Source organism: Peribacillus kribbensis DSM 17871 (genome assembly GCF_000430765.1).
Lineage (GTDB): Bacteria > Bacillota > Bacilli > Bacillales > DSM-1321 > Paraperibacillus > Paraperibacillus kribbensis.
This window is the reverse complement of record NZ_KE387243.1, coordinates 126,263-151,861: the sequence shown is the minus strand read 5'-3', so window position 1 is coordinate 151,861 and position 25,599 is coordinate 126,263. Positions and strand designations below refer to the sequence as shown.

Annotated in this window: 23 protein-coding genes and 2 pseudogenes; 7 read left to right on the top strand and 18 right to left on the bottom strand. The window is 38.4% G+C overall.

What is annotated here, in order from left to right; genetic code table 11:
• Positions 1-34: 34 nt before the first annotated feature.
• Positions 35-4,240, bottom strand: coding sequence for a cation-translocating P-type ATPase (locus H539_RS29720; protein WP_026695711.1), 4,206 nt, complete (start codon positions 4,238-4,240; stop codon positions 35-37).
• A gap of 218 nt (positions 4,241-4,458) precedes the next feature.
• On the opposite strand from H539_RS29720, the gene H539_RS30415 reads away from it, so the two are divergent.
• Complete coding sequence (locus H539_RS30415; protein WP_051348789.1) at positions 4,459-4,986, top strand: hypothetical protein; 528 nt, start codon at positions 4,459-4,461, stop codon at positions 4,984-4,986.
• Between the two features lie 50 nt (positions 4,987-5,036).
• Here H539_RS30415 and H539_RS0124550 read toward each other — a convergent pair whose 3' ends face one another.
• The 7 genes from H539_RS0124550 to H539_RS33215 all read right to left on the bottom strand — a co-directional run bounded on the left by H539_RS0124550 (position 5,037) and on the right by H539_RS33215 (position 14,203).
• The gene (locus H539_RS0124550) at positions 5,037-5,396 is read right to left on the bottom strand and encodes a hypothetical protein (RefSeq protein WP_026695710.1); all 360 of its coding nucleotides are present in this window, start codon (positions 5,394-5,396) and stop codon (positions 5,037-5,039) included.
• A 59-nt stretch (positions 5,397-5,455) separates the two neighbouring features.
• On the bottom strand, positions 5,456-7,567 hold the full coding sequence (locus H539_RS0124545; RefSeq protein ID WP_026695709.1) for an RNA degradosome polyphosphate kinase: 2,112 nt from the start codon (positions 7,565-7,567) through the stop codon (positions 5,456-5,458).
• 44 nt (positions 7,568-7,611) lie between these two features.
• Entirely contained in the window at positions 7,612-9,141 is a 1,530-nt protein-coding gene (locus H539_RS0124540) for a Ppx/GppA family phosphatase (protein ID WP_026695708.1), read from the bottom strand.
• 767 nt (positions 9,142-9,908) lie between these two features.
• Complete coding sequence (locus tag H539_RS0124535) at positions 9,909-10,130, bottom strand: hypothetical protein (protein WP_026695707.1); 222 nt, start codon at positions 10,128-10,130, stop codon at positions 9,909-9,911.
• 195 nt (positions 10,131-10,325) lie between these two features.
• Complete coding sequence (locus H539_RS0124530; RefSeq protein WP_026695706.1) at positions 10,326-11,216, bottom strand: phosphate ABC transporter substrate-binding protein PstS family protein; 891 nt, start codon at positions 11,214-11,216, stop codon at positions 10,326-10,328.
• Positions 11,217-11,802: 586 nt separating this feature from the next.
• On the bottom strand, positions 11,803-12,966 hold the full coding sequence (locus tag H539_RS0124525; protein ID WP_051348788.1) for an MFS transporter: 1,164 nt from the start codon (positions 12,964-12,966) through the stop codon (positions 11,803-11,805).
• A gap of 391 nt (positions 12,967-13,357) precedes the next feature.
• Complete coding sequence (locus tag H539_RS33215; protein WP_026695704.1) at positions 13,358-14,203, bottom strand: STAS domain-containing protein; 846 nt, start codon at positions 14,201-14,203, stop codon at positions 13,358-13,360.
• Positions 14,204-14,586: 383 nt separating this feature from the next.
• Here H539_RS33215 and H539_RS29710 point away from each other — a divergent pair, with 383 nt between their 5' ends.
• A complete protein-coding gene (locus tag H539_RS29710; RefSeq protein WP_051348787.1) occupies positions 14,587-15,408 on the top strand; it encodes a TauD/TfdA dioxygenase family protein in 822 nt (273 codons plus the stop codon).
• 137 nt (positions 15,409-15,545) lie between these two features.
• Here the strand turns inward: H539_RS29710 and H539_RS0124505 are convergent, their stop codons facing one another.
• On the bottom strand, positions 15,546-15,731 hold the full coding sequence (locus tag H539_RS0124505; RefSeq protein ID WP_026695703.1) for a hypothetical protein: 186 nt from the start codon (positions 15,729-15,731) through the stop codon (positions 15,546-15,548).
• A gap of 184 nt (positions 15,732-15,915) precedes the next feature.
• Between H539_RS0124505 and H539_RS0124500 the strand changes: the two genes are divergently transcribed.
• Complete coding sequence (locus tag H539_RS0124500) at positions 15,916-16,290, top strand: MerR family transcriptional regulator (protein WP_026695702.1); 375 nt, start codon at positions 15,916-15,918, stop codon at positions 16,288-16,290.
• Between the two features lie 45 nt (positions 16,291-16,335).
• Positions 16,336-17,097 carry an SDR family oxidoreductase gene (locus tag H539_RS0124495; RefSeq protein ID WP_026695701.1) on the top strand — a complete coding sequence of 254 codons (762 nt, stop codon included), beginning with the start codon at positions 16,336-16,338 and terminating at the stop codon, positions 17,095-17,097.
• 823 nt (positions 17,098-17,920) lie between these two features.
• Here H539_RS0124495 and H539_RS0124490 read toward each other — a convergent pair.
• Both H539_RS0124490 and H539_RS32650 read right to left on the bottom strand, forming a co-directional pair.
• Positions 17,921-18,736 (bottom strand): alpha/beta fold hydrolase, encoded by an 816-nt coding sequence (locus H539_RS0124490; protein WP_026695700.1) that lies wholly within the window; start codon positions 18,734-18,736, stop codon positions 17,921-17,923.
• Between the two features lie 604 nt (positions 18,737-19,340).
• On the bottom strand, positions 19,341-19,511 hold the full coding sequence (locus H539_RS32650; RefSeq protein WP_155890245.1) for a hypothetical protein: 171 nt from the start codon (positions 19,509-19,511) through the stop codon (positions 19,341-19,343).
• Between the two features lie 122 nt (positions 19,512-19,633).
• Here H539_RS32650 and H539_RS32970 point away from each other — a divergent pair.
• Positions 19,634-19,735, top strand: a pseudogene (locus H539_RS32970) (integrase); the annotation flags it as partial.
• A gap of 98 nt (positions 19,736-19,833) precedes the next feature.
• On the opposite strand, the gene H539_RS0124475 reads toward H539_RS32970, so the two are convergent.
• From H539_RS0124475 to H539_RS29695, 5 genes and pseudogenes are all read right to left on the bottom strand, one after another.
• Positions 19,834-20,352, bottom strand: a complete 519-nt coding sequence (locus H539_RS0124475; protein WP_026695699.1) for an NUDIX hydrolase — start codon at positions 20,350-20,352, stop codon at positions 19,834-19,836.
• A gap of 122 nt (positions 20,353-20,474) precedes the next feature.
• Positions 20,475-20,982 (bottom strand): annotated as a pseudogene (locus H539_RS29705) (chloramphenicol phosphotransferase CPT family protein).
• 181 nt (positions 20,983-21,163) lie between these two features.
• Positions 21,164-21,646 (bottom strand): DinB family protein, encoded by a 483-nt coding sequence (locus H539_RS0124465; protein WP_026695698.1) that lies wholly within the window; start codon positions 21,644-21,646, stop codon positions 21,164-21,166.
• 285 nt (positions 21,647-21,931) lie between these two features.
• Positions 21,932-22,330, bottom strand: a complete 399-nt coding sequence (locus H539_RS29700) for a hypothetical protein (protein ID WP_051348786.1) — start codon at positions 22,328-22,330, stop codon at positions 21,932-21,934.
• Positions 22,331-22,504: 174 nt separating this feature from the next.
• On the bottom strand, positions 22,505-22,891 hold the full coding sequence (locus H539_RS29695) for a hypothetical protein (RefSeq protein ID WP_245602257.1): 387 nt from the start codon (positions 22,889-22,891) through the stop codon (positions 22,505-22,507).
• A 312-nt stretch (positions 22,892-23,203) separates the two neighbouring features.
• Between H539_RS29695 and H539_RS0124450 the strand changes: the two genes are divergently transcribed.
• Complete coding sequence (locus H539_RS0124450) at positions 23,204-23,575, top strand: cyclic-phosphate processing receiver domain-containing protein (RefSeq protein ID WP_026695697.1); 372 nt, start codon at positions 23,204-23,206, stop codon at positions 23,573-23,575.
• Between the two features lie 303 nt (positions 23,576-23,878).
• On the opposite strand, the gene H539_RS30410 is transcribed toward H539_RS0124450, so the two are convergent.
• Together H539_RS30410 and H539_RS0124440 are read right to left on the bottom strand one after the other, a co-directional pair.
• Positions 23,879-24,355, bottom strand: a complete 477-nt coding sequence (locus H539_RS30410; protein WP_051348785.1) for a DUF5063 domain-containing protein — start codon at positions 24,353-24,355, stop codon at positions 23,879-23,881.
• Positions 24,356-24,453: 98 nt separating this feature from the next.
• The gene (locus H539_RS0124440) at positions 24,454-24,888 is read right to left on the bottom strand and encodes a hypothetical protein (RefSeq protein ID WP_026695696.1); all 435 of its coding nucleotides are present in this window, start codon (positions 24,886-24,888) and stop codon (positions 24,454-24,456) included.
• Between the two features lie 357 nt (positions 24,889-25,245).
• Between H539_RS0124440 and H539_RS0124430 the strand changes: the two genes are divergently transcribed.
• Positions 25,246-25,572, top strand: a complete 327-nt coding sequence (locus tag H539_RS0124430; RefSeq protein WP_026695695.1) for a hypothetical protein — start codon at positions 25,246-25,248, stop codon at positions 25,570-25,572.
• The last annotated feature ends 27 nt before the right edge of the window (positions 25,573-25,599 follow it).

The window sequence follows — 25,599 nt, the reverse complement described above, 5'->3', positions numbered from 1 at the left end:
TAGGTTTCCTTTTTATGTTATTTTTTATACCTATCTAAGCTGCCTGCGGGATACTCCTTCCAGGTATGCTCCACATTTTAGATAAAGGATTAACTATCCTGGCGGCAATAGTGGCAATTAACAATATTGGTCCCCAATGCCACAGCGGGAGGGCTGCTGTTTTAAAGATGCCCGCCAAAGGAGGAATATAAATCACACTGAATAGAGATAGCCATGAAACACCAAGTGCTCCTACAAGGAAGCGGTCCTTAGTCCAATCTTTTACCGCTTCCCGGGATCCAGCCTGTCTCCATGAAAAGGTCTGTATCAGTTGTCCTGCTACTAATGTCGCAAACGCAACCGTTTGGGCGGCAGCAAGCGGCAGGCCGATGCTCAGCCCCCAAATGAACAGACCCAGGGATCCAAGACCCAGTACAGCGCCCCTTGTGATGACTTGCCTGTATAACGAACCATCAACGATTTCCTGTCTTTTCGTTTCTTTTGATTTTGATCCAGGGTTAACCGCAAGGATCATTGCGGGCAGAGCATCGGTCAGCATATTCATTAACAATATCTGTACGGGTACTACCGGAAGCGGCAAGCCGGCCATAACCGCCATAGATGTTACCAGGATCTCTGCAAGATTCCCGCTGAGCAGACAGCCTATTGCTTTCCTTATATTGCCAATAATGGTTCTTCCTTCTTTCACTCCATCGACAATCGAACCAAAATGGTCCTCCTTCAACACCATATCTGCCGTTTCCTTTGTAACCTGTGTACCGGTTTTTCCCATGGCAATCCCAACGTCTGCTTTTTTGATTGCAGGCGAATCATTGACGCCGTCTCCAGTCATTGCGACAACATGCCCCTTCTTTTGGAGAGTAGTAACAATGCGCAATTTATGCTCAGGTGTAACCCTTGCGTAAATGGCAATATCGTCTATTATGCGCAAAAGCTCGTCATTAGAGATACCATCTAATTCCTTTCCGGTGACTGCTTTTGTTTTGCCGTCATAAATGCCTATTTGTTTTGCGATTGCCAGGGCAGTGAGCGGATGGTCACCTGTTATCATGACAGGCTTAATCCCGAGCCTGACAGCATCACGGATGCTTTTTTCCACGTCAGCCTTAGGCGGATCCATCATGCCGCACATTCCTGTATAAATGAGATTTTTCTCATATTGTTCCTCGCTGGCTTTACTATTCAGTTCACGATATGCAAACCCAAGAACACGCAATGCCTCCTTGGCAAGTTCCTCATTTTGCTCCAATATTTTCTTACGCATAGAATCGTTCAACGGCACTGCTTCTCCATTGCTTTGATAGTGGGAACAAATATCGAGAAGTTTTTCAACAGAGCCTTTTGTCATGATAAAGCATTTTTCATGCTGGTTCTCCTCGTGGCATATAACACTCATTTTCCCGGTAGAGGAATCGAATGGGATTTCCTCTTTTCTAATCCATTGCTTGTGCTCTTGTTTCCATAATCCCCGCTTGCCGGCAGCCGTCAGCAGTGCTCCTTCAGTCGGGTCTCCTTTAATGCTCCAGCTCCCTTGTTCTTGGATCAGTTCTGAATTATTACAAAGCAGACCGATTCTAAGCAATTGATCAAGATCGCCGGATTCCTCGCCGGTTATTTTTCCTTTCGGGTCGTATCCATCGCCGGTCACTTTATAATCATGGTCTGGAGTGACAATCCGTTTCACCGTCATTTCATTTTTTGTCAGAGTGCCTGTCTTATCGGAGCAAATCACGGTGGTCCTTCCGAGAGTTTCCAGTGCTGATAATTTCCGTACCAGCGCCTTTTTCTTCGCCATCCTGAAAATTCCGGCAGTCAAGGCAAATGTGATGGTGATTGGCAGACCTTCTGGAATAGCTGATGCCGTAAGGGCAACAGAGGTTGTGACCATTTCAGTAAGAGGAAGCCCTCTGACAAGACCAGTGATAAATACAAGTGCTCCCACTGCAAGTGCACCTTTCATAAACTTTTTACTGATCGTGGTGACCTGTCTTTGAAGAGGTGTTGTATGATCATCTTCTTCTGTCAATAAAGACAATAGATGGCCCATTTCAGTGTTCTTTCCTGTTTCGACTACAATGGCCTTACATTTGCCGCGGGTTATGTGTGTGCCCATGTAAAGTAAATTAGTGCGGTCATTGATTGGTACGTCTTCCTTGATACCTGCTTCTTTTTTCTCAACAGGCAGTGATTCCCCTGTTAATGCAGATTCATTTGCCTCCAGGCTGGAGGAATGGAGAATGCGCAAGTCTGCAGGAACCCGGTCCCCCGCCTCAAGCTCAACAATATCCCCTGGAACCAGATCGTACGCAGCGATTTCGGCAATGGATCCATCTCGGATCACCCGGCAGTTAGGCGGTACGAATTGGCTCATTGTTTCTACTGCACGGTCAGCTTTCCTTTCTTGAACAGTCCCTATTCCCGCATTTATCAGAAGAATCGCGCCCATGATCAAGCCATCGAATAAATGACCAGTGACAGCACTCAGGATGGCTGTTGCGCCCAAAACCTGGGTGGTGAATTCCTTGAATTGGCCCACATATGTTCTTATCCAGTGAGATTTTGTCTTGGATACCAGCTGATTTTTCCCATAGACAGCTGATGCATGGTCTACCTGTTCCTGATCGAGGCCTTTTTGCATGTCACTCTTATAAAAGCTGACAATGTCGCCTGCTGCCTTTGAATGCCACGGGGTTTTATCCCTATTAAAAGCTTGCTGCAGCTCTTTTACAGATTGATTCTTTTTCTCGGTCCAAACCTTTGCCCTAGAAATGAAAGTAAGGGAAAGGGCATCCCCTATTAGATTAACTAACGGTGCACTGAGAATAAGGGGCATAGCAAGAATCGGTCCTGCCAGATTCCATATTCTCGTTATAAGAAGATTTCTATTAATAACCTTACTTAATTCACCGGCGTATTCCATCGTTTTTGCTATTCCATATAACTGATTGGCTCTTATATATGGATAAAACGATACAACCTTACTGTTTTCCGGGGTATCCTCCTTGATCACAAGAAGGATATCGTGCCTTTTTGCTGTACGTATTGCTCGATGCGGTACAAACTCCACATCGAAGTCTGCAAGTTGTTTCTGCAATTCAGCAAGGTCCACTTTATCCTTATTATTGATATAAGAAACTGTTTTGCCGGAAAGATGATTTAACAGGTCTTCGCATTCTTTACGTATTGACCCCTCCTTAGAGAGTAAGGAGGCATCCTCAAAGACAACTGCTTTCAGATGTTCCAGACCAAAAACCGAACCATTTTTTGGAATCATCTGATTGTTTTGCCGCGCCATAAAGTCTGCCTGTTTCCATGCATATTCCGCAGAAACAGTTATTGGCCTTGGATTTGCCGCCAGCAATACGGCCAGTGAGATAACTGGATTCCTTGTCACCGCTAATGCAGCGGCTGCACTGAGGAAACCCAATTTTCCTGCCTGTCTGCTGTAGGCTTCAATTTTTTCAGACACATACTCCTGATCCATTAAGACCTGTTCATCCGAACTTTTCCTTTTCCAATTCAAATATTGAATTAAGCTTAATGCCGATAGAACAACAAGATTTTCCCTGATTAATGCAAGACCAATAGCACCCACAGAGAGCGCCATATCGGCAATATTCTGTTTACCTTCTATTGAGGCCTTTTTTATTCTTTCTTTGAAAAACGCATATCCAGTGACGACAGATATACCTGCGGCCATGTAAAAAAGCAAAGGGTGCTGAGAGAAAAACGACCTGCCCCAGAATAATTGTTTTACCCCTAAAATTAAAAGACCTCCTACAGATAAAGCCAGCGGCAGGGGAATTCTTTCTGCCGGGGCTCTTGCCCTTAGAGGTATGGCATCTAAAAATGAACTGACTCTGTTTGTGAAGCCAGCGGCCTTTTCTTTGTAAGCTGCTAGGTCAATTGTGGCAGCGGCCTCGCAGGCTGATACAGCATACACAGGATTTTCATATTCCTCTTTGTCATCATAATCTTCCAAATGGTGTTGTTTAAACAGCATCTCCTCAAATTGAGAAACTGCAGTACAGATATGGTTCAGTGATAAGGTGTTTTCATCAAAATGGATGAGGATCTTACCAGTCACATCGCTTGCTTCTGCCAGTTGTATTCCCTCAATGGAAGAAAACATCTGTTTGAACATGAGTGCTGTTTCTGGTGTATTTTTTAAGCCGTAAAGCTCTGTACGAAGCCTTCCCGGCATAATGTGATAAGCTCTTTTCTTAAAGTTTAGTTCCATCCTCTTTAAACTCCCTTATCCAAAAACATTCATTAAATAAAAACTGGTTTTATTTTTTGTTTTTTTTTTTGAACTATACATCTTAAAAAAGGGATGCGTTCAGTTTGAAATCCCCTTGAACACGGTTCTTACAAAAAAAGCGGGACTATAACGGAAAAACAAGGATAATTTGTTGGGATTTTGGAAAAAATTTAATGAAGAAAAGAGGAGGTCGTTATATGTTTAAACGTTTATTTTCCTTTAACAATCCATTGGGATTAGCTTTTACAGCAACTGCGCTGCTGCTTGCACTATCCCCCGAAGCAAGAAAAGGAACAAGAAAAGCATTGGTGAGAGGTGCCGCCGCCCTGCTTTCTGTTGGCGACCAGATGAAAGGATTAACAGCTGGAGCCAGAAAGCAGCTTGGCACAATCATGAATGAGGCAAAAGTGGAAAAAGAACAGATGGCTCTCCCTGATTTTGGTGAAATGGTCAAGAATGCGGGAAGTAAAACCAAATCCACAATGAACAATGTACTGAACGATATGAAGATGAATATAGGAAACCCGGCTCCTTCCAATTCCGTTTCCGTTGAAATGAGTCAAGAATTCGCGGTAAATCCGTTTGAGGATTTTCAGGATGCAATAATAAAAACAAAACAAAAGAAGCCATCCGTAAATAAAGGCCAGACAAAGAATAACGTCCATAATGTCTTAAGCAACCAGGCTTATCAATCAATCACCGGAAACCCGCCTAAAAAATCTTAAGAATAAAAAGGGTACAGATCTAACATCTGTAACCCTTTTTTATAGACGGACTATATCTCGAGCTCTGAAAAGTCAGGGAAATGAGATTCTAAAAGTCCCTGACGGTTATAGGATTGACCATTCAATAAATAATTTCCTGCGTGGTAACCTGCCGATGAACCCATTCTGTTTCCGATTACACTTCCAACGAAGGATCCAACAAGAGTCCCCACGCCTGGCATTACGGCAGAACCCAGAATTGCTCCATATTCTAAGCCGGCCATAAGGCCAATACTTCCTGTGATGTTTTTGGCCGTGTTCACGGCATACTGCTGTTTAGTCAGGTTTCCATTTGCCGCTGCCCGAGAAACACGGAATTGGTCTAAGCCGCATGAAATGATACCTGCCCAAAGTGTGCCTCCTCTAAACATAAACTTCCCTCCTCTACTCATTAATTTGTCCATTTGGTTGCCATACATGATTAGGACCATTAGTGATTATGATGAGAGACTTTGTAAGCACTATCAAACAGTTCCAGCTGACTGTCCAGTAATGGTTCATTTGGTTTTCTTTCTATATAGGAATAGTTTCCTTGGTCATCCTGCTCCCTTGCCTTAACATTATCATTTAGCATAAGGTCCAGAATGTCTTTAATCCGCCGTTTTATTTCATCTTTTAGGATAGGGAATGCGATTTCTACCCGTTTTTCCATATTTCTTGTCATTAAGTCAGCAGAGGACAGAAATAACTTCTCTTTACCGTTCTGATAAAAATAATAAATACGGCTGTGCTCCAAAAAGCGGCCAACAATACTGCGCACCCTTATATTTTCACTGATACCCTTAATCCCAGGACGGAGACAGCAAATTCCTCTTACAATTAAATCAATTTGCACTCCTGCCATGGAAGCTTCATAAAATTTCATGATTAATTCCTTTTCAGTAAAAGAATTCATTTTAGCAATAATACGTCCGTTGCCGTTTATTTTATGATTTTCGATTTCTTCATCTATAAGTTGGATGAAACTTGATTTAATATCCATTGGGGATATAGAAAATTGATGGAAGTCCGGCTTTTTACTATAGCCGCTTAGATAATTAAAGAAATTGGTCGCATCCATCCCGATTTCTCTATTGGAAGTAATTAAGCTTAGGTCTGTGTATACTTTGGCAGTCTCCTCGTTGTAATTTCCTGTTCCAAGGTGGACAATGTATTTGATAGACCTGGCTTCCCGGTGCACTATTAGAGTGACTTTACTATGAGTCTTTAGGAGCGTCTTTCCATATATAACTTGACAGCCGGATTTTTCCAGCTCTTTGGCCCAATGGACATTGTGCTCCTCGTCAAACCTTGCCTTAAGCTCAAGAAGGACAAGCACCTGTTTTCCATTCTCAGCCGCCTTTTTTAAATAAGTGATGATCGGCGAATGCTCACTTACTCTGTACAAGGTCTGTTTAATCGCCAGTACATTTGGATCGTCCGCAGCACACCTTATCAAGTCGATTACCGGTTCGAAGGATTCATAAGGATGATGCAGCAAAATATCTTTTGCAGCAGCAATATCAAAGATGCTCTCCCTGTTATCCTTAATATTTGTGATCAGGTCTTTGGGCGGCTGTGGAATCAATGATTCAAAGATAAGATTATCTTTTAAAGGAGCGATTGTTTTATAAAATCCAAAAAGAAAAGTCAGATCAAGCGGTCCTTTTACAAAATAAACGTCACGCTTATGTATTTCAAATTCGTTTACTAAATACTCCAGCATGGCATCATCAATAAACTGTTTCGCAATTTCTAATCTTACGGAGGCTCCCCAGCGGCGCATCTTCACTTCTTCTTCAATTTCTCTTAAAAGGTCTCTTGCCCCTTCTTCATGTATTTCTAAATCGGCATTCCTTGTTAAACGAAATTGTGTTACCGACTCAACTTTCGAGCCGAGAAACAACTTGTGAACAAAGTGGCAGATGATGTGCTCCATTAAAACGTATCGCTTATGATGGTTCACCTTATTCCTAATTTCAATGAACCGTTCGAGACTCCGCGGCACCTGCACAATCGCTAACTTTTGGTCTGCCTCTTCATTCTTGTTATCTTTAAGAAGGACAGCCAGATTCATGCTTTTATTAGCGAGAAGTGGAAACGGACGGTATGCGTCAATTGCCATAGGGGTTAAAACCGGAAAAATAATATCATCAAAATAATATTCAAGGTATTCTAATTCTTCTGAGTCCAGATCAGATATAGGCAGAAATGATATCCCTTCTTCCTCAAGAGACGATAAAAGTTTCTTTAATGTTTTGTATTGCAAGGAGACCAGGTGATGGGTAATATCAGTGATTTCGGTTATTTGTTCCTTCGGTGTCAATCCGGCCTTATTATCCGGCCTCGAAAACCTGGCTTTAATTAATTCTTTTAGTCCAGCCACCCGCACCATAAAGAACTCGTCCAAATTCGAACTAAAAATTGCGAGGAATTTTAATCTTTCAAGTATAGGGTTATCTGGGCTGGCCGCCTCCTCCAGGACTCTTTTATTAAAAGCCAGCCAGCTAAGTTCCCGGTTATTAAAATATTTCGGATTATCTAAATCTCTTACCACCGTCAATATATCCTCCTTTGCCGCGTATAAAATTTTATAGCTTTCCTGTCCTATACATGTTTAAATTCAATTTCTATAGTTTTCCGCATGGATTTTTCTAAATGCCTTATCTGTTTATCAGCTTCCTGTTTTTCTACGATCCAGCTCTTATTACAATAAATCATCAGCAGCATAGTATTATTTGATTCAGCTGCTAACTCAATACCCTCGACTATATTTCTTTTGGTGATGTTTAGACTGAACGCCAATTTTACAATTGCCCCCAAAACCCGCAAATTCATTCTCTCTTGTTTGGAAAACCATTCTTTAAAAGGTTTCATCCGGCTTTTAAACGATGAATTTGAGGAAAAAGAAGCAACCAGCGCTGTTTTAATCCTGTCTCTTAGCGAGAGTCCATTAATCGTAAGGTTCGTTAAAAGGTAAAAAGTATGTTGGTCAGAAAAATCACTGTCTATAAAATTCCCCAGCCCATATAGGAGACAGCTATAATTGATAAGAGATAAAAAAGAAGACCGATCAGAGGTTAAATGTTCAAGATTCAACTTTTCAACGAGCAGGCGTGCTGTATGGCAGCTTTGAATCCCTTTCTCTATATCTTGTCCGAATCTGGCTGCTATCTCCCGGATAGATTTCTCAGCCATCGTCTTTTTCTTTGGAATCTGCAGCCGCCCAATTATGTTTTCGTGCAATACTCCTTCCCTGATTCCTTTTTGGCTCACCTCAAATAATTGGCTCCGGGTAACACTGAAGATAGCCAGAAATACTTCAATCGCGGGAAATATGATATCCACCCGTTCTTTAGAAAGACCCTCAGTCTCTAATAGGTCCCCGCTGTTTTTGGAGAGAAGATCTTTTCGTACATTCTTTATATCCTCTTCGCTCATTTGAAACTGTTGGATTGGAAGGACTGGATAAGCTGTTTTTGCTTTCCATATAGACCCAATGCTCCTTGCACTGCCGCCAATCCCTATAATGGGTTTTTGGGAATCATACAGCCAGCCGGCTTTCTTGAGTTCTGAGTTCAAGTAATTGGATAAATGTAAAAGTTCTTCCCCACTCGGTATTTTGCTTTTTATAAACTTTTGCTTTAAAGATAAGACTCCGAAAGGAAAGCTATATGAATGGATCATCTCGCGGTTCTTGAACTCAGTAATCTCGGTGCTCCCCCCGCCAATGTCAACTGTGATGCCATCTGCCAGGCTCGTAGATTGCACCACACCTTTAAATCCATAATAAGCTTCCCTGTCCCCCGACAGTATTTCTACCGAAAAGCCCGTATGCAAAAAAATTTTTTCAATAATTTCTGCTTTATTGGATGCCTGCCTGATTGCTGCTGTTGCAATGACTTTAACTAAAGCGGCTTGCTGAAGCGCAATCACATCTTTAAAGGCCGATAGGGTGTCCAACAGTATCTTTAGACCCGCCTGGCTTAGCATTTTACTTTCATCAAGGTGGGTCTGTAATCTTGCTGAAACCTTTACGTTTTCATCCTTTCGGATTCTACCCGAGCTATGGATATGGTAAATAACAAGTCTTATCGTATTTGAACCAATATCAATAATTGCATGTTTATTTTTCAAAGGATGATCATCTCCTCCGATACTTTGTCAGGTGAATGAATCACTCCTGCAGAATAACCGTAATCATGAAATTAATATTCCCTTTTTTACATAAATAATGATAAACATACCATAGGCAAAAACCCTTCTCATGAAGAGAAGGGCTTGGCTGTTTAATATAGGGGTACTACTAGTATGTGACAAGGTTGAATGTTAATACCAATTTTTTTCATTAATTATTAATTTTACCATGAATATCTGATTTATATTTTCATTAACTTTTTAAATACCCATCTCTGAAGACCATTCCTAAATTTCAACTTTCTCGCCATCTTTTCCACCCCCACCTTTTCACTCGCTGGGATAGAAGCAAAATATTGCCCCTGCTTTATATTGTCACCGTTCATCTCAAAAATTAACTGGCAAATAGATGATAAGCTTTAACATCTTGGGGCTTTATTTAGAGGATAAATGGTTGGTTAGATCCAGAGTAACGTGACAACACTTACTTCATATTATTAAATATAAGCAAAAACGTGATACAAATTTATGGTTCCAAGCTGTTTTTTTTATCGTCCAACAATGCCGGCTGTACTTCCGGTGCATTGCCGTATATACCTGAAGTTACTCGTTTCCTAAACAATAAAAAAGCAGACAATAGTGACATGTCTGCTTTTTTATACCGTTAGCTTTATACCAATTATACCTGCTGCCACTTTTACTATGGATATCAGCTTCCCCAAAACTAAATGATTCCTGAAAGAATATAATACCAATTATACAAATCGTTATGGTGATGACTCCGGACCACCTGCATATGCCAGGCCTAAATCGTTCTTCTTTCCAACCAGCAGTAAGGGCAATTTCTTTTTTTCAATGTTCTTTGTCTCCCTCGAGGTAAAATCGACTTCTTTACTGTTCACAGTATCTAACACAGCCTTGCCGCGGATTCTTCTAAAAAGCCTTCCTTCAAAATCAAGTATTTGTTCATGAGGGCCGTGTGCGAGCATGGATACTTCACCCCCTTGCCTAAATTATTGATCACACAAATCCAAAATTTTTTCTCCCAACACAAAAAACCTTGTAAAAATATACAAGGTTTTAGAATGCAGAAAAACTCGAAAAATACCGAGGCTGTCTGCAGTTTTTTATGAAGTCTTTTAAAATCCGGGCTGCGGGTTCCATGAAAGGGAACCCGAACTCTGTTACTTCAACTTCGACATAGGGATATATCCCATACTTGTAACTTTATCTGCGAAATCATCACTTCTAACAAAATCAATGTATCCCTTAATACCTTTTTGCGGATTACCTTTTGTAATCATGTATTCATATGACCAAAAAGGGTATTTTTTATTTGCCACATTATCTGTTGTTGCTTCGACACCATTTATTTTTAATGTTTTTAAGCTATCCTTTTTCTCTCCAACAAGATAGGACATAGCCAGATAGCTGATGGATCCTGGGGTGGTATTCACTGCTTTTTCAACAGCACCATTTGAATCCTGGGCAGTTCCAATACTATCATTTATAGCAGTGCCCTTCATAATGGTTTTTTCAAAGGTCGCTCTGGTACCTGAAGCGGCTGGGCGATTGATTACATTAATCTTTAACGATGTTCCCCCAACCTCGCTCCAATTGCTGATTTTCCCTGAGAAAATACCTTTAATTTGTTGATCGGTTAATGATTCTACCTTAACATCCTTATTCACAATGATTGCAAACGCAATTCCCGCAACCTTATTATCTACAAGTCCATTTGCTTTTGATTTATCAGCTATTTTTTCAGCGGAAGGTACGTCTGAGTTTCCTATATCGACAGATCCTGTTGCTACTTGATTCACACCTGTTCCGCTCCCCCCTCCCTGAACTGTTACTGAAAGATCAGGATATTTACCCGCTATTTCATTTGCTGCCTCTTCAGCAAGGGGCTGAAGCGCAGTGGATCCCGCGGCATTAACAGTTCCGGAATAGTTTTCCTTATCTTTATTACCTTTTTGGTTATCATCTTTTGCAGCATTATTTCCGCACCCAGTCATTGAACCTGCAATTAACAAAATGGTTAATGCCCACTTAATTTTACGTAAACTAGTCATGATTCCCTCCATAAAGTAAATGTTTTTTTAAGTTCTATTTATAGATTGCACATTATAGATACCAATATCCCTACTATTGCTTTACTGTTAATAAATATTAGAGATTTAAAAAATCAGAAATAAAAATTTCGGTTTTTAATAATTTTCTCCGTACCATAGAAAGCGGGATTATGACGAAGGGCCGTTCATCTTTCAAAAGTCGAAAACGGGGGAATTCAAGTCGTTTAATCTTTTGAGAAGACTATCTTCTCTGTATCATTTAAATGAAAAGTGGCCAAATCTGCCTCCAAAATGGGCGCACACGCCATTTTAAAGGAGAGATAGGGTAAGTATATAGAGCTATAAACTGTGCTTGAAGAATATTTTGGTGGTCAGTATTAATTTAAGCATTGAAAAAGACTCCCAGCCAAATGGTTGAGAGCCCTTTGAGAGCCAAAAATCCGAATGGAAACAAGTACAAAGGTACATGCAAAAATGGAGCGTTCTTATTCTTTCTATTTTTATTGGATTAATTTCCCTTATTATTTTTTTATACAAAAAAACAAAGACAACACTTAAATGCTAATGTTGTATTTCTACTATCAGGTCAATCGGTATTTTTTAACCTCTCAATGTTTCTTAGTGATCTAGTCAATAGAAAAGCAGAAATCAATGCTATCATACCATTAATTAAGAATGATATTTCCGGTCCAAAACTCTGCCATAACCAGCCTGTAAGCAAGGAAGCTGGAAATAGACCTATTCCAGTGATCATCGCATAGAAGCCCAAGGCTTCCCCTTTGTTTTTGGAATTTGCCATATCCACAACCAATGCCTTTTCAATACCCTTTGTTAAAGATGAATACAGTCCATATAAAATAAAAAGGACAACCAATCCTGTAACTGAATGTACTTCAGCAAATCCGATATAGACTGCCCCATAGACTGCGTACCCCGCAGTCAGAATTCCTCTGCGTCCAAACTTATCGGAAAAGACGCCTGAGAAATAGGATAAGGAAGATGCAGTAAGGTGAAAAATCAAATACATCAATAATACATTAGGCGTTGATACTCCAAGATTTGCGGCTCTCAGAAGTAAAAAAGAATTGGACGAATTTACGATGGTAAACAAACCTACAATCCATAATAAACTTTTCACCTGTGGATTTAACTGCTTCCATTGTAAGTAAGTAATCCCGCCGCTTGTTTTTGGTTCTGACTGTGTTCTTCTTTCTTTAATCGTTAATAAAATCATCCAGCCAACTATTACGGGAATTAAGGAATACATAAAAACACTTTTTATATTTTGGCTTCCTTCCAGCTGCAGGATGGTGTAAGCAACCCCAATTCCTAAAGCTGCCCCTAACATATCAAGCATTTGATGAAATCCGAAAGTCCTTCCTTGCTTCTTTTTCCCGCCAGATTCTGATAATAGTGCATCTCTGGGAGCGGTCCGTATCCCTTTACCAGTCCGATCTACGATCTTCCATATCAGCACTCCTATCCAGGAACTAGAAAAAATAAGAAAAACTCTCCCCACCCCTGACAATCCGTACCCTGTTAGGGCCAGTCCCTTTCTATTTTTCAGCCGGTCAGATTTTCTACCGGAAAAAAATTTGAGGACACTTGCCAGGCTCTCAGAAAGACCATCAATCACACCGATTAGAAAGGGTCCGGACGAAGCAAGAAATATAGGAATTAAGGGTGTGACCATATAGGTCCCCATATCCGTAAAAAAACTGACTAGGCTTAAAATCCAGATATTCCGCATTTTATTTATAGGAACCTCCTCAAACGATATTTTACCTGTGCTAATACGCATCTTCATTTGCCCAAAAGAAAACAAACTCAAGTCGGGTTCTTTTTTTGTTAATTTATTATCAGAATAAAATTTAATGCAGAATTTCCAATTAGTACACTGGCTAAAACCAGCCACTTTTTAATTTCCCCAAAAATCTTCCGCCCTGGTCAAAACATCATCACTTTGCGGTGTGCTTGCAGCTCCAAACATGGATACTTCCGATTTATTTCCCCAAGAAAATCACTGAAAATAAGCTCATGTGGTTTAGTTGATTAACAAATCCAAAGGTATCCAGTGAATTAAAGGCAAAAAAAAGAGGCTGAAATAATCAGCTTCAGCTTCCTACTGTAAGGATGTCAAATTAATCAAAAAGATGAACATCGGTTATAGCTTGTTGGAGATTGGCTCTAGTTATTTGTTTACTGAAATCTAAGCCAAGACTTACTACTGTTTGTGCAATTTCAGGTCGAATTCCAGTTATAATCGTCTCTACCCCAAGCAGTTTTAATGCATCCATTACACTGAAAATCTGGTGTGCCACCATTGTGTCTATTATGACCACACCAGAAATATCAAGGATTAGGTACGATAACTTCAATCTCCCAGCTTCTTTTAATGTTTCTTCCATCAATAGTGCAGCTCTTTCTGTATCAATATTTCCAACCAAAGGCAGAATCGCTACTCCGTTCGAAAGAGGAACAACTGGAACTGATAACTCTAGAAATGCAGTTTTCGCATTTTCAATGGTTTTCTTATAGTATTGAACATAGGTTAAGCTAAAACAAAAAACAGCATGGTCCAGGAGAGGATCAATAATTCTCGAACTTGTAAACACTGTTTTTACTGTCATATTGTGTTTAATGACTGCTTCTTCTAAGGCTTCACTTATGAAAGTTCGATAAAAGGCTGTATCTTTAAGTGCTTCGTCTAATGGAATTCCTAAACTAAACACAAATTGCCCTGTTTCTTTCCCCCATTTTTCTATATCATTATATGCTTTTTCTTTATCAACGCCTTTTATAAGTGCTTCCCCAAAAAGAGCTACAAAATCCGCTCTGATTTTTATTACCTCTTGTTCTTCAATCTGAGAAATCAGCTTCTTTTGTGCATCACTTGCCTCAGATAATCTAATTTCATGAACTTTTTTCGCGATCTTATACTTTTCCTCTAAGATTGTTTTTCCAAGAATCTTTAAATCATTTTCCATTTGTATCATATCCTCCGACAGACATTAATGTTTCAACTCACACTACATATATCTTACAAGGTAGAGAACAAGTTGTACACTTTTTACACTATAGTATAACTATCAGCCAATATTTCAAGTAAAGGAGATTTTCATTTTTGTAACCAAGGGCGACAGTAGCGGCCCAACCTTCTTTAACTCGTTAGCTAAACAAGTTAGCAATAACCAAATCATCATAAATAGAATTTTGGTCATGCAGTCAAACCCAGGAAGAATAGCCATTGATATGGCAAATCCCTTAAAAAAGGATAACCCAACGGCAATCAATTTTATTCATAAAGAGTTTCATGAATTAAGAGCCAGTCTGATTACTGCCATCAAAACAAGTTGAGAGGATGTTAAAAATGTTAAATGAATTATCCATTTATCCACGTCCATTACAGTTTGAAAACCGTGAGGATAAGGAGGGTCCGAGAATACTTCGGCGTAGAGTGGATAAAGAAAACCAAACCTTCTCACTTTTAGAAGTGAAACCATTAAACCCTATTATCGGTGCAGAGATTGAAGGGGTTGATCTATCCAAACCCCTTTCGCCACAATTAAGGGAAGAATTAAACGAAGCATTGCTTGAATGGAAGGTCATATTTTTTAGGAATCAAGATATAACTTCTGAGGAGCAGATCGCATTCGCACAAAACTTTGGAGATTTGGAGGTTCATCCATTTTACAATGCACCGGAGAACCGAGCAAAGGAAGTCATTCAGTTTAACAGAAATAAAATCCAAAAAGGCTTTGAAAATATATGGCATTCGGATGTATCATTTCGTGAAGAACCGGCAAAGGCCGCAATTCTTCGCTTAATTAAAGTCCCCCCGGTTGGTGGGGACACTCTTTGGGCAGACATGGGAGCTGCATATGATAATTTACCAGATAAGATAAAAGAGAGAATTGACACGTTACAAGCCCTGCATGACTTTACTCCATTGTTTAGTCATTTGATGAGCCCTGAAGAGCTTTTGAAAAGGCAAGAAGAATTTCGAGCAGTGGTCCATCCGGTCGTTCGTACTCATCCTGAAACAGGAAGAAAGCTGCTTTTTGTCAACCCCTCGTTTACTACCAGAATAGTTGGGCTCCTCGAGAATGAGAGTGAAGAATTACTGCAGTTGAGGCAATCCTTTCTTTCGAACTACAACGGCGTGAGGAAAAAAGTCGGGAAAAGAGGCTGAAAAAGCCAGAATCACTCTCTATAAAACGCTGGATGAATTTAAGATAGTAGAACAGCAGTCACTTAGTACCCGGCAAATTGAAACTAGGATGGGTTGCTAAGAGCATTCTCTGGCTGCCCATCCTTTATTTCGTGATTTTAATTATTCCTGCGAACCTTGTTTTGAATATCTTCATTTAAGTCCTGTTCTAAATTGTTTGTTTTAGTTTGACCTCCTTTTTCAATTTCCTGATAGAAGTCTTTAGTGAAGTTTTGTGATTGCTGTTCTTCATTTCGGCCCTTTTGTTCTTGAGATTGTTTTTTAATTTTATTATTTTGTGCCATATGATATCTCTCCTTTATTTTTTAATGATATACTCTACTATTTCCCCTCACTTCTAAAGAAAAACATTATTATCAATGTGTTTTTGTTTTTTAAAATTTTTTAGTTTTGTTGTTGACTTAAACCACGGTTTAAGTTGTATCATAATCCTGTCGACAAGCAAAGATAAAATTTGGAGGTCTCCCGATGAAATATTGTTCAATTAGTGAAGCTGCAGCAAAATTCAATATTACAGAATCATCGTTACGTTATTATGAAAAAAAGGGACTGCTGCCACTAATTGAGCGGGATGAGGCAGGTAGGCGGTTATTTTCAGAAGATCAAATTTCACTCCTTGAAACCGTAATTTGTTTAAAAAATACGCACATGCCCATTAGTGGTATTAAGCAATATATTGATTGGGTTGTAGAAGGAGACAAAACCATTGAACTCCGGCTTGAAATGATGAGGAACCACAAGCAGTCAGTGTTAGATGAAATTTCGTTAATGACAGAATCAATAAAGGGGATTGACTTGAAAATTACGCGCTATACAAAACGCACTATTCCAGAAAAGGTATAAATTTGTTTTTTTAAGTAAAAAAATAATTGGAAAAGAGGAACTAAAATGAAACTATCAGGAAATACAATCCTTATTACAGGTGGAAGTGCTGGGATAGGATTAGCTTTTGCTGAACGCTTTATAAAGGCGGGAAATAAAGTTATCATTACTGGTCGACGTGAAAATGTACTTCAAAATGCAAAAGAAAAATTCCCAGACCTTATTACTCATGTAAGTGATTTGAGCATTGAATCTCAGCGTATCTCATTGTTTGATTGGGTAACTGAGAACTATCCAGAAGTGAATGTGTTAGTGAACAATGCAGGGATTCAACAACGCTTTAATGTGTTAAAAGCAGATGCGAAGAACAATTGGAATTACTTCAATAAAGAAATCACTACAAACATTGAAGCACCCTTCCATCTGTCTATACTATTTGCTCCATTTTTCTTTACAAAAGAAGAAGCGACTATCATTAACGTCACTTCTGGGTTAGCTTTTACTCCGTTTGCCATTGCTCCGATCTATTCAGCAACGAAAGCGGCACTTCATTCATTTACAATGAGTTTACGACACCAGCTTTCTGATTCATCTGTAGAAGTAATTGAAGTTGCTCCTCCAGCAGTGAATACAGATTTAGGCGGAGCAGGGCTGCATACTCATGGAGAGCCGTTAGAAGATTTCGCAGATGGGATTTTTAAAGGATTGGAAGAGGGTAAGCAAGAAATTGGATATGGAACTTCGGTAGAACGACTACGCATGTCACGAGATAAAGTCGATGAACACGTAGAGAATATGTACAATGCAATGAAAAATACAATTGAATAACTAGCCTTTCTTCATGTTTGACATGAAGGGCAAAAAACTCGCTAAAGTAGCAAGTTTTTTTATTCCATTGCTTATTCAAGCTAATCTGCCCCATTCTTCAACTAAAGCACCCGTTAGTGAAGTAAAGACAGTTGTAATGTTTATAATACAACATAACGCGTAGTAAATTAACATTTCGTTATTTTCTTGCTCTATTGATGTTCATCCACAAATATTCTCCGGTTATCTGGTTTCTATTTGTAAATCGAGGGTAAAAAGAACAGATAACCTTCGAGGAGAGAAACAAAATGGCAATCGAACAAAGAAAACGATATATTGTAAAACTAGTGAAACACTCCAGATTGTCATAGTTGCTAAGAACCTGGAGTGCATGTATAAACAAGTTTACCGACTATACGGAAATTTCCTTACTGATGAAAAAGGAAAAGATACTGGAACAATATCTTTTGAAGAATTAACTTTATCTCCTCACATACAGGAAAAAACATATTTACTAACAAAAGATTAATTTCACCAAAAAAGGGCTTGAAAAAGTCCTTTTTTTACTTCAAAAAACGCGTTATAGTAATTAACTTTTTTAAACGTTATTTAACTAACGCACCCGTTAGCGTAAGTACATTCCTTCACTTAAAAAAAGTTGCCAATATGACAGTTCCGTTCTTTAATTCTTCCATAACTAAGAAAGTATAAAGAACAATAAAGAAAAAAGCCTCCAAACATGGCCGCAGTACCTTAAAAAATCTTTTGTGTGTAACAAGAAAGAGATTTCTAGTTTTAAAGGTATATTTTAATTCAGGCACAAAACAACCCTTTTTTTCAATGCTTATTCTGAGTAATACTTACCGGAATTACGGAAATGTTCAGCAAGAAACGAATTAACTTCTTCCGGAGTTTCAAGTGCCAGAGAATGGCCCGCGTTGGCAATGACTTTACACATACCATTTCTTACTGTGACAGCAATTTTATTCGATTGTTCAACCGTATAGGCATGATCTTCAGCTCCTGCAATCGCCAACATCGGAACATCCACTTCATTTAGTTCACTTAGGATTCGTTTGCGATGAACCACCTGATACGCAGCATCGCCAATCGTACGATCCAAACCCTCTATGTGATCCTTCCAGAAATTGAGTTCATTCGCAAAAGACGGATCTTCAAGTGACGTGTCTCCAAACATGATGTATATTAAAGTTTGGGACATGGGCTTGCCTCCATAAATCTGTAGATGCTCAACAATTGGCTGAAATTCATCTATTTTATATTCTTCTTCAGCGGATGTCCCCAGCACTGTACATGAAATAAGGAGTTCTGGATGCCTTGCAGCCAGACGCAAAGCAATGAAGCCCCCCATAGAGTTACCTACAAAATGACAGGGGCCTAAAACAAGCTCTTTAATAAGTGCTGCCGCATCCTCTGTCAATGTATCCAAATCAAGCATGTCCAAAGTATCTTTAGCACTTTTCCCTTGCCCCCGATGATCATAACAAATGACTCTGTATTCACCAGCAAACCGTTCCACTTGTTTATGAAACATTCGACTATTAAAGAATAATGAGTGACTGAAAACCAAGGCTGGTGCATCTTTTGGACCGGTATCCTGGTAGTAAAGCGTAGTTCCGTTTACATCAATGAACGGCATAAATGAACCTCCTTTAATAATATTAGTATTTACACTTTCCAGATTACTTCTTTATGGGATTTTTATATTAAGATAGTGGAATAGCCAAAATCCTGTTCAACAATTCGCGTTGATCGATAGTTTTTCGTTATAAAATTGTTGTAAATAAGGCAAGCGTGAACTCTATCGTGTACTTATGGATGGTTAACTAAATCAATGCCTTGATGTAAGGCTTATGACTCGAAACCGGAAATCACAATCTCCCAAAGGTCTTTCGGGCCTTTGCCGCCGCATTTCCATCTTTCCGCTTTTTAAGGCCATTATTTTGATGAATAGGATAATCTTATCCATAACCCCCTGTCAGCCTATTCCCCGTCCACGTTTTGCGATGTCTCATCCACCACGATTTCTTCCTTCTCCTGTAAAACCCGCGGGATGGTTTCCTGTAAAGCGGCGTGAAGACTTAAGTCTAAATTCTTTATTATAAAGATAAATTCCTTCTTCCACTAACCTGCCCCTTTAGTGGAACAAGAAAAAACCTTACTCCATATTTAAGTAAAGCACTCGTCATTTTAATAAATTGGCTTTTCTCAGCTGTTGCTTGTCGGGGTGTACAGCTCTTCTTTTACATTAGAAGATAAAGCGACTTCCTCAAATGAAAAATGGTTCCTACATCTTTTACTTTCTCATCAGTAAGAAAAGTACCGTACAGTCTGTACACCTGTCTATCCATATTCTCAAGGTTTTTAGCAATAACCACAACTTGAATTGTCTCACCATTGCGTTCGAGTTTCACAATATATCTCGTTCTTTGTTATTTCATTTTCAATTTCTCCCCAACATCTAGTTCTATCTCTATTTACCCTTGTGGTCTTTAAGCCAAACTAGCTGGCTAGAGCACTCACGGGCCCCTCTTGAATTATTCAGACTTTACTGGGACACGAAAAAAGTGAAACAACCAAAGTCTATGCCCATCTTAGCGGTAAGATAAGGAAAGATTACTACAATAAATACTTCTAAGGATGTTTAACTGTGTTTGTGGCCTTTTAGTACGTTTCTAGGCTTTTATTAGGAAATATATTGATGAATGAATATGTTTGAGCTCTTGCACGTTTAATTTAAAGACGAATAGATCCATAATGATGTAGATTCTCAAAAAGAAACGCAATGATACTCTCATAATAAGGTATAAATTTTTTTAGTTTGATTAGCTTTATGATTTCCTCATTTGAAGCCCATTTAGCTGCTTGTACCTCTTCAGTTTGTAATTTCAATTCATTCAGATCAAAATCATATTCAATTAAATAATAATCATCAAAGCCACGTTCAAAATTAATAGTAAATTGTGGACGTATCTTTTCAAAGTTATAATAAATCCCTAATTCCTCGAATAACTCTCTTGAAGCAGCCTGCTGACTTGTTTCGCCTGAAATCGCACTACCACCACAAGTGATATCCCAAAGGTTTGACCATCCTTGCGTAAAGGGCTGACGCTTCTGAATGAGCATCTCTCCTTTTGAATTAAATATACATACGTGTACTACTAAATGAAACTCGTCTGATGTCATTTCATCCCCACGAGTTATTTGTTTCTCTATTTTAATACGATGTTCATCATATAAATCCCACTTTTCCATTGCTAAACTCCTTATATATATTTTTGTGAAGTTTTCAATTTGGATCGTATACAATGCTTCGAAATCCTTTTTCAATTAACGCACTCGTTTCTTTAAAAACACTTCTTACTCGCTTAACTGATTCATTGTGCAATAATTTCTGTGTACTCCTCTGGAGATGCCTCTGTTGTATCGACTTCAATATCATAGTTTATACCTATGTGAACCACAGTCGCTTGTGAGAATGCCATTCCAGCCACACGGTCCCCCGTTTGTTTCACGAGAGGTCGAGACGGCAGGTTCACAAAAGACACCAACCCATAGTACCTTGCACCCTTCCAAAGCAACTTGCCATAGATTATAAGCTTCTATTCCGGTAATGAAGACATCGTCAATAATTATCCGTGCTCCTCCACGAACCATTTCAGCTATTCCGTGCATCCATGCAGATTCTAAAGAACGGAATTCAGTTCCTGGATTTACAGAGCCATTGGAATCAAATTTTATTCCGCGGTCTGTGTTAAACATTGCTGCTGGCATTGCATCAATTAAATCGTCGATACTAAACCTTAACCATGACGTTGGCAATGAATTTTGGAGGCACTTTGCGATAGGGTTTTTTCCGGAACTCGACCCACCATTCAGGATCATTACCTCTATCATACTTTTAACCTCTCTTCAGACCATAACCCTTATGCAACTCCTTTTCTTCTGAAATTAAGGAAGTATGCCACAATTGAAAATTCAAGAAACATTTAAAAAACTTCTTTAAACACTAAACTGCCTCGTTTGTTGTATTAGAAATAAATAAAAAAGCGTCAATTCTTTCTACTTACTTATCTGTATTCCAACTGCCTTGAAGTTTCCTGATAAATATAATTTGACCAATATGATATGCGTTATGTGTAGTTGAATTCCCAAGAATCTGCCACCATTTTGCCTTCACCGAAAAACCTATAACATAACTTTCTATTTTTTCAGTGGATAATAACCCATCCCACTTCAAAAGAACATCAAGCAACGTTTCCTTTAAGTCATTAAAGGTAGTATTTTCGGGTATTTTAAAGCTCTCTTTATTATCTTTAATTGAAGGGGAGGCATCTATGCTGCAATTAATGTACCTAGTCTGCCAGCTTTGATTCCAATATATTAAATGCTGTACGATCTCATTTATACTGTGAGAATTTTCATTTGGCTTCCACAATGCTTGTTCTTCTGTTAAATTCTCCACGGATTCTGAAAATGGTCTGTACCAACTCGCATCATAGGCATTCGCTAAGAACTGGTCAGATAGAATATCTTTTATTTCAGTCAAGTAAATCACTCCTCAATTCCCATATTCCAACTTAATAAATTTCTGTTGCTTTTCCTCCCCAATTATTTTCGTGTTAAATACTACAAAATCCTTTTCTTAAAGTAAACTGCCCTTTAGTTCAACAAGGAAAAATGACCGCCGCAGCGATCATATCATCCTAACAAAAGCACCCTTTAATCAAGAAGAGTGAATTTATATAAAGCTGTACCGATCTTTTAATTACTTTTCCTGTTACTTATGTTCATAATTTAATACTTCTACATTAAAACTGTGAGAACATCGAAGTTAGGTGCTGTCACAGGATGGAGTTACTCTTACTTTAACCGAATCCTCAGCATATTCAAAAGAGCTATTATTTTTATCAGGGACTTGAATTCTCATGGAAACATCATAAGAATGATTGTTGTTATAAACAATGCCCACAATCCTCTGTGACTTCCATCCAAAAGTAGCTGCATTATTACCCGGATATTCTTTCATCACCCTTTTATCAATAGATGAAAATATAATATCGCTAATTATATCCTCTGTTGTGACATACATATCATCATCATATTGTTTAGCTTCTTTTGGCTCTGTAGGTTTAGCGTAAGCAAAGTTTCCCATGAAACACATTAATAAAATTGTTGAAAGGATTATTTTATTGATGACGCTCACTCCATTTTTTGCAGTTAGAATATACATCTTTATGATAATATCCGTACAAACCATAACCCGTGTCGTTAAACATTTTTGAGAACAACGAAAAGGCTGCCTAAGCAGCCGAATGACTTAAAATAACACACCCGTTTGTTCAATAGGGAGGAGCTTTTAAGTGATACTGAAACCAAACAAACCAACCTTTTTCTTTGTTTTTAGCTATAAATATTGCCCTTGAGCTAGGTTAGCCCCAGGTGCATTAGGGCAATCTAGTCGTACTAGCCACGACTTTGCAGCAATTTCCCTGCCACAAAAGTTTTTTACCATTCCATAATAGTCTTCCTCCTCTTTAATTCCCACTGTTTCCGGGAATGGTTTGGCAGATACTACATTCCACTTTGTATACATATCAGGAAAACCATCTATTCCTGTTCCATAAGTTTTGGGTATTAAGTTATTTAATGCCTCTATTACCTCTTTTTTATCCTTAATTGATGTTCTTTCCAAATCACTTACCACTGGGCAACCTTTAGGTTGTGCGTAGCCAATAATTGAATTAAAAAAGACCATCGGAATACTAATAATCAGAGTAGATAGCATTTTCATATTTCATTCTCACCTCAGTTCCAAACGATATTAAAATTAGTCCGGATACTGGAATAGTTCATTTATTTATATATAATCACACCCTTATCCAATCAATAAAAAAAGGGCTGCTGCAGTAGCCCAGCCTTTTTCAACTAACGCACCAATTAGTTTAATAAGCACACAAAGAGTATAATGTTTTTTTTTAGCTTTTAAAGTCGAAATCCCCTCGATGTTTCAATGTTGTGTTAGACTTAATTTATAAAACTATTTTATCCAAGGAATATCTGACTTTTTTTAGTCATCCCTTGTATGAGGGAAGGAGAATAAGAAATGGAGACAATTAGTATTTTCCTGGATGACTATCGCAAAGCTCCTGACGGCTATGTGTTAGCCGAGACCATTGATGAGTGTGTAGAGCTATTGAAAAACTTTGATATTAAACATCTCTCTTTGGATCACGATTTATTAAATAAAACAAGAAATGGATTTATGCTTGTTCAAAAAATGATTAAGGAAAAACTATTCGCAAAACACATAACTATTCACTCTGCCAATTCCGTTGGCGGTAAAGCTATGTACAACTGTTTAAAACAAGCACAACGCGAATCTATAATGCCCCCTAGCATTATTGTATCCTTAAGACCACTTCCGCTAAATTTCTTCCCGCCAAAGGTTCTTCAACATTATTTGGAAATACGGTAAACCCTTCTCATTTAGATCTCAACCCTGGATTTTCGTTATTTATTCAATCAGTTACTATACCGAACTTATATTATTAATTTTTTTAGATGCCACCCAATAGAGATAGCTCGTTTGAAATAAAAGACCAGGAAAATAGAAAGTATTTTAAAGTCTGCCAGTGTTGTGGACTTTTTCTTTTTTATACTCTCATTAAATAAACCTTCCCAATCATAACCATAAGAAAAACGCTAAAGAATTCTTCTTAACTCTCCTCCCCATTAGTGAAACAACAAAATGCCGCCTAAGCAGCCGAGGAATCTTAAACTAACGCACCCGATAGCTCAATAAGGACTTCTTAAGATTTGCCGAATGTAAAGCTCGGATTGCATCAACAGCGTGACTGCCCCAGTGAATTTCAAACCCAAATTTCCATTCCCAAATAGCCTCTATTTGCTCGTTCTTCTCGTATAAAAGTAAGCCTTTTTTAACATCCTTATAAATATCTAATATGTCATCCGATAAACTTGCCCCCACAGGTTCTTCTAAGTGGTAGGGATTGAAAACCTCCCAATAATGATCATATTGACCAAAATCAATTTGTGGTACAACTATATTAAGGTCCGTTACCTCGTAGTTTCCTGGTTCTACTTCGGGAAGAAAGATTGCTTTGGAATACAAATCTAAAAGAGATACGAGGAGAGCTTTTAATTTAGAATGTATCTGATTGGAGTCAAAATCTTCAATTATGCTGCAATAGTGCACCGCCGATTGGAAAAAGTCATCTAGCGCTTTTATTTTCATTTTATCTCCTAAAAAACTTTATATTTTCAATTTAAATTCTATACAATCATTCAAAATTCTTTCAATTAACGCACCCTTTAGTTGAAAAAGAAACCACCTCAATACTCAACTATATTTAGCCATTGACCATCTGGACCAATGGTTATATGAGGGATCTTATTTGATTGAAACATTTTGTATATGTTCAGATTGTTTTTGGTTAATTTACGTAATTGTTCTGATACATTAGTCTCGGAAAAAATCAGATAATCAATTGTAGTAGAATGTAAATAAAATTCGTAAATATATCGTTTTTGATTGTCTTTTATATAACCCATATAGCCCATTTCCCTTGGAAAAGTTCGTGGTAACGGGAATCGATTAACTTCAATAAAGTCATTTGAAATTTCATTTAATAGGTGTTTTTCAAATTCAGGAATAATCGCATAAATATAACATTCTTGCTTGTAAAAGCAATTGATGATGCTAACAAACTCTTTTTCTTCAATTTCTTCTTCGAGCAATATTTCCTGTTTTTTCGGAATGCTTCTCAAACCCCATTCACTCCTATTTTTGATTTGACAATTAGACTGGAGATGATTCCTTCTTAAGGAAACTGCTTCGTTAGTAAAAAACAAGGCTGTTTTCGCAAACTTTGTTGTTTTTACACAAAGTTAGAATACCGTGTAAAAATTAATAAAATCTATTTGGAGGCTACCTTATGGAAAAAGTAATATATGAAAATGGAATTGTGGATACATTAAATAAACCTTTTTCAGTTTGTTGGAAGGTATTTGGTCCAAATGATTGCTGAGATTTGGAAAACATTACAAACTACAATTACTTATTAATCCATTTACCTTTCGCTAGAAATATCATACAATTTTAAAAAAATATGGAGGATAAATATTTTGCGTAAAACTTTTATTGTATTGGCTGCCATCATTTCAGAAATCCTTCTTACCCTGCTGGCGGCTTCCTTTTTCCACGTTTCCTTCAGTGAGATAAGCTTCTTTATAGGGCTGGGCATTACCCTAGTGATTTATGTTTTTTCCAGTAACGGCGGCATTTTTTCAGATTACCTGAAAACGATGGTCAGAAGCGACAGCGATGTAATATGGGTGGAAGGCAAAGAAGAAGATACTTCATTTCATCCCAGCTGGCTGTTCCTGGGCTCTGTTATTTTCACTACCTTCTCCCTTGTATGGACAGCAGGATATTACTGGTCTTATTTTTGAGTAATTCCTAACCGGCGGAGCTCCAAG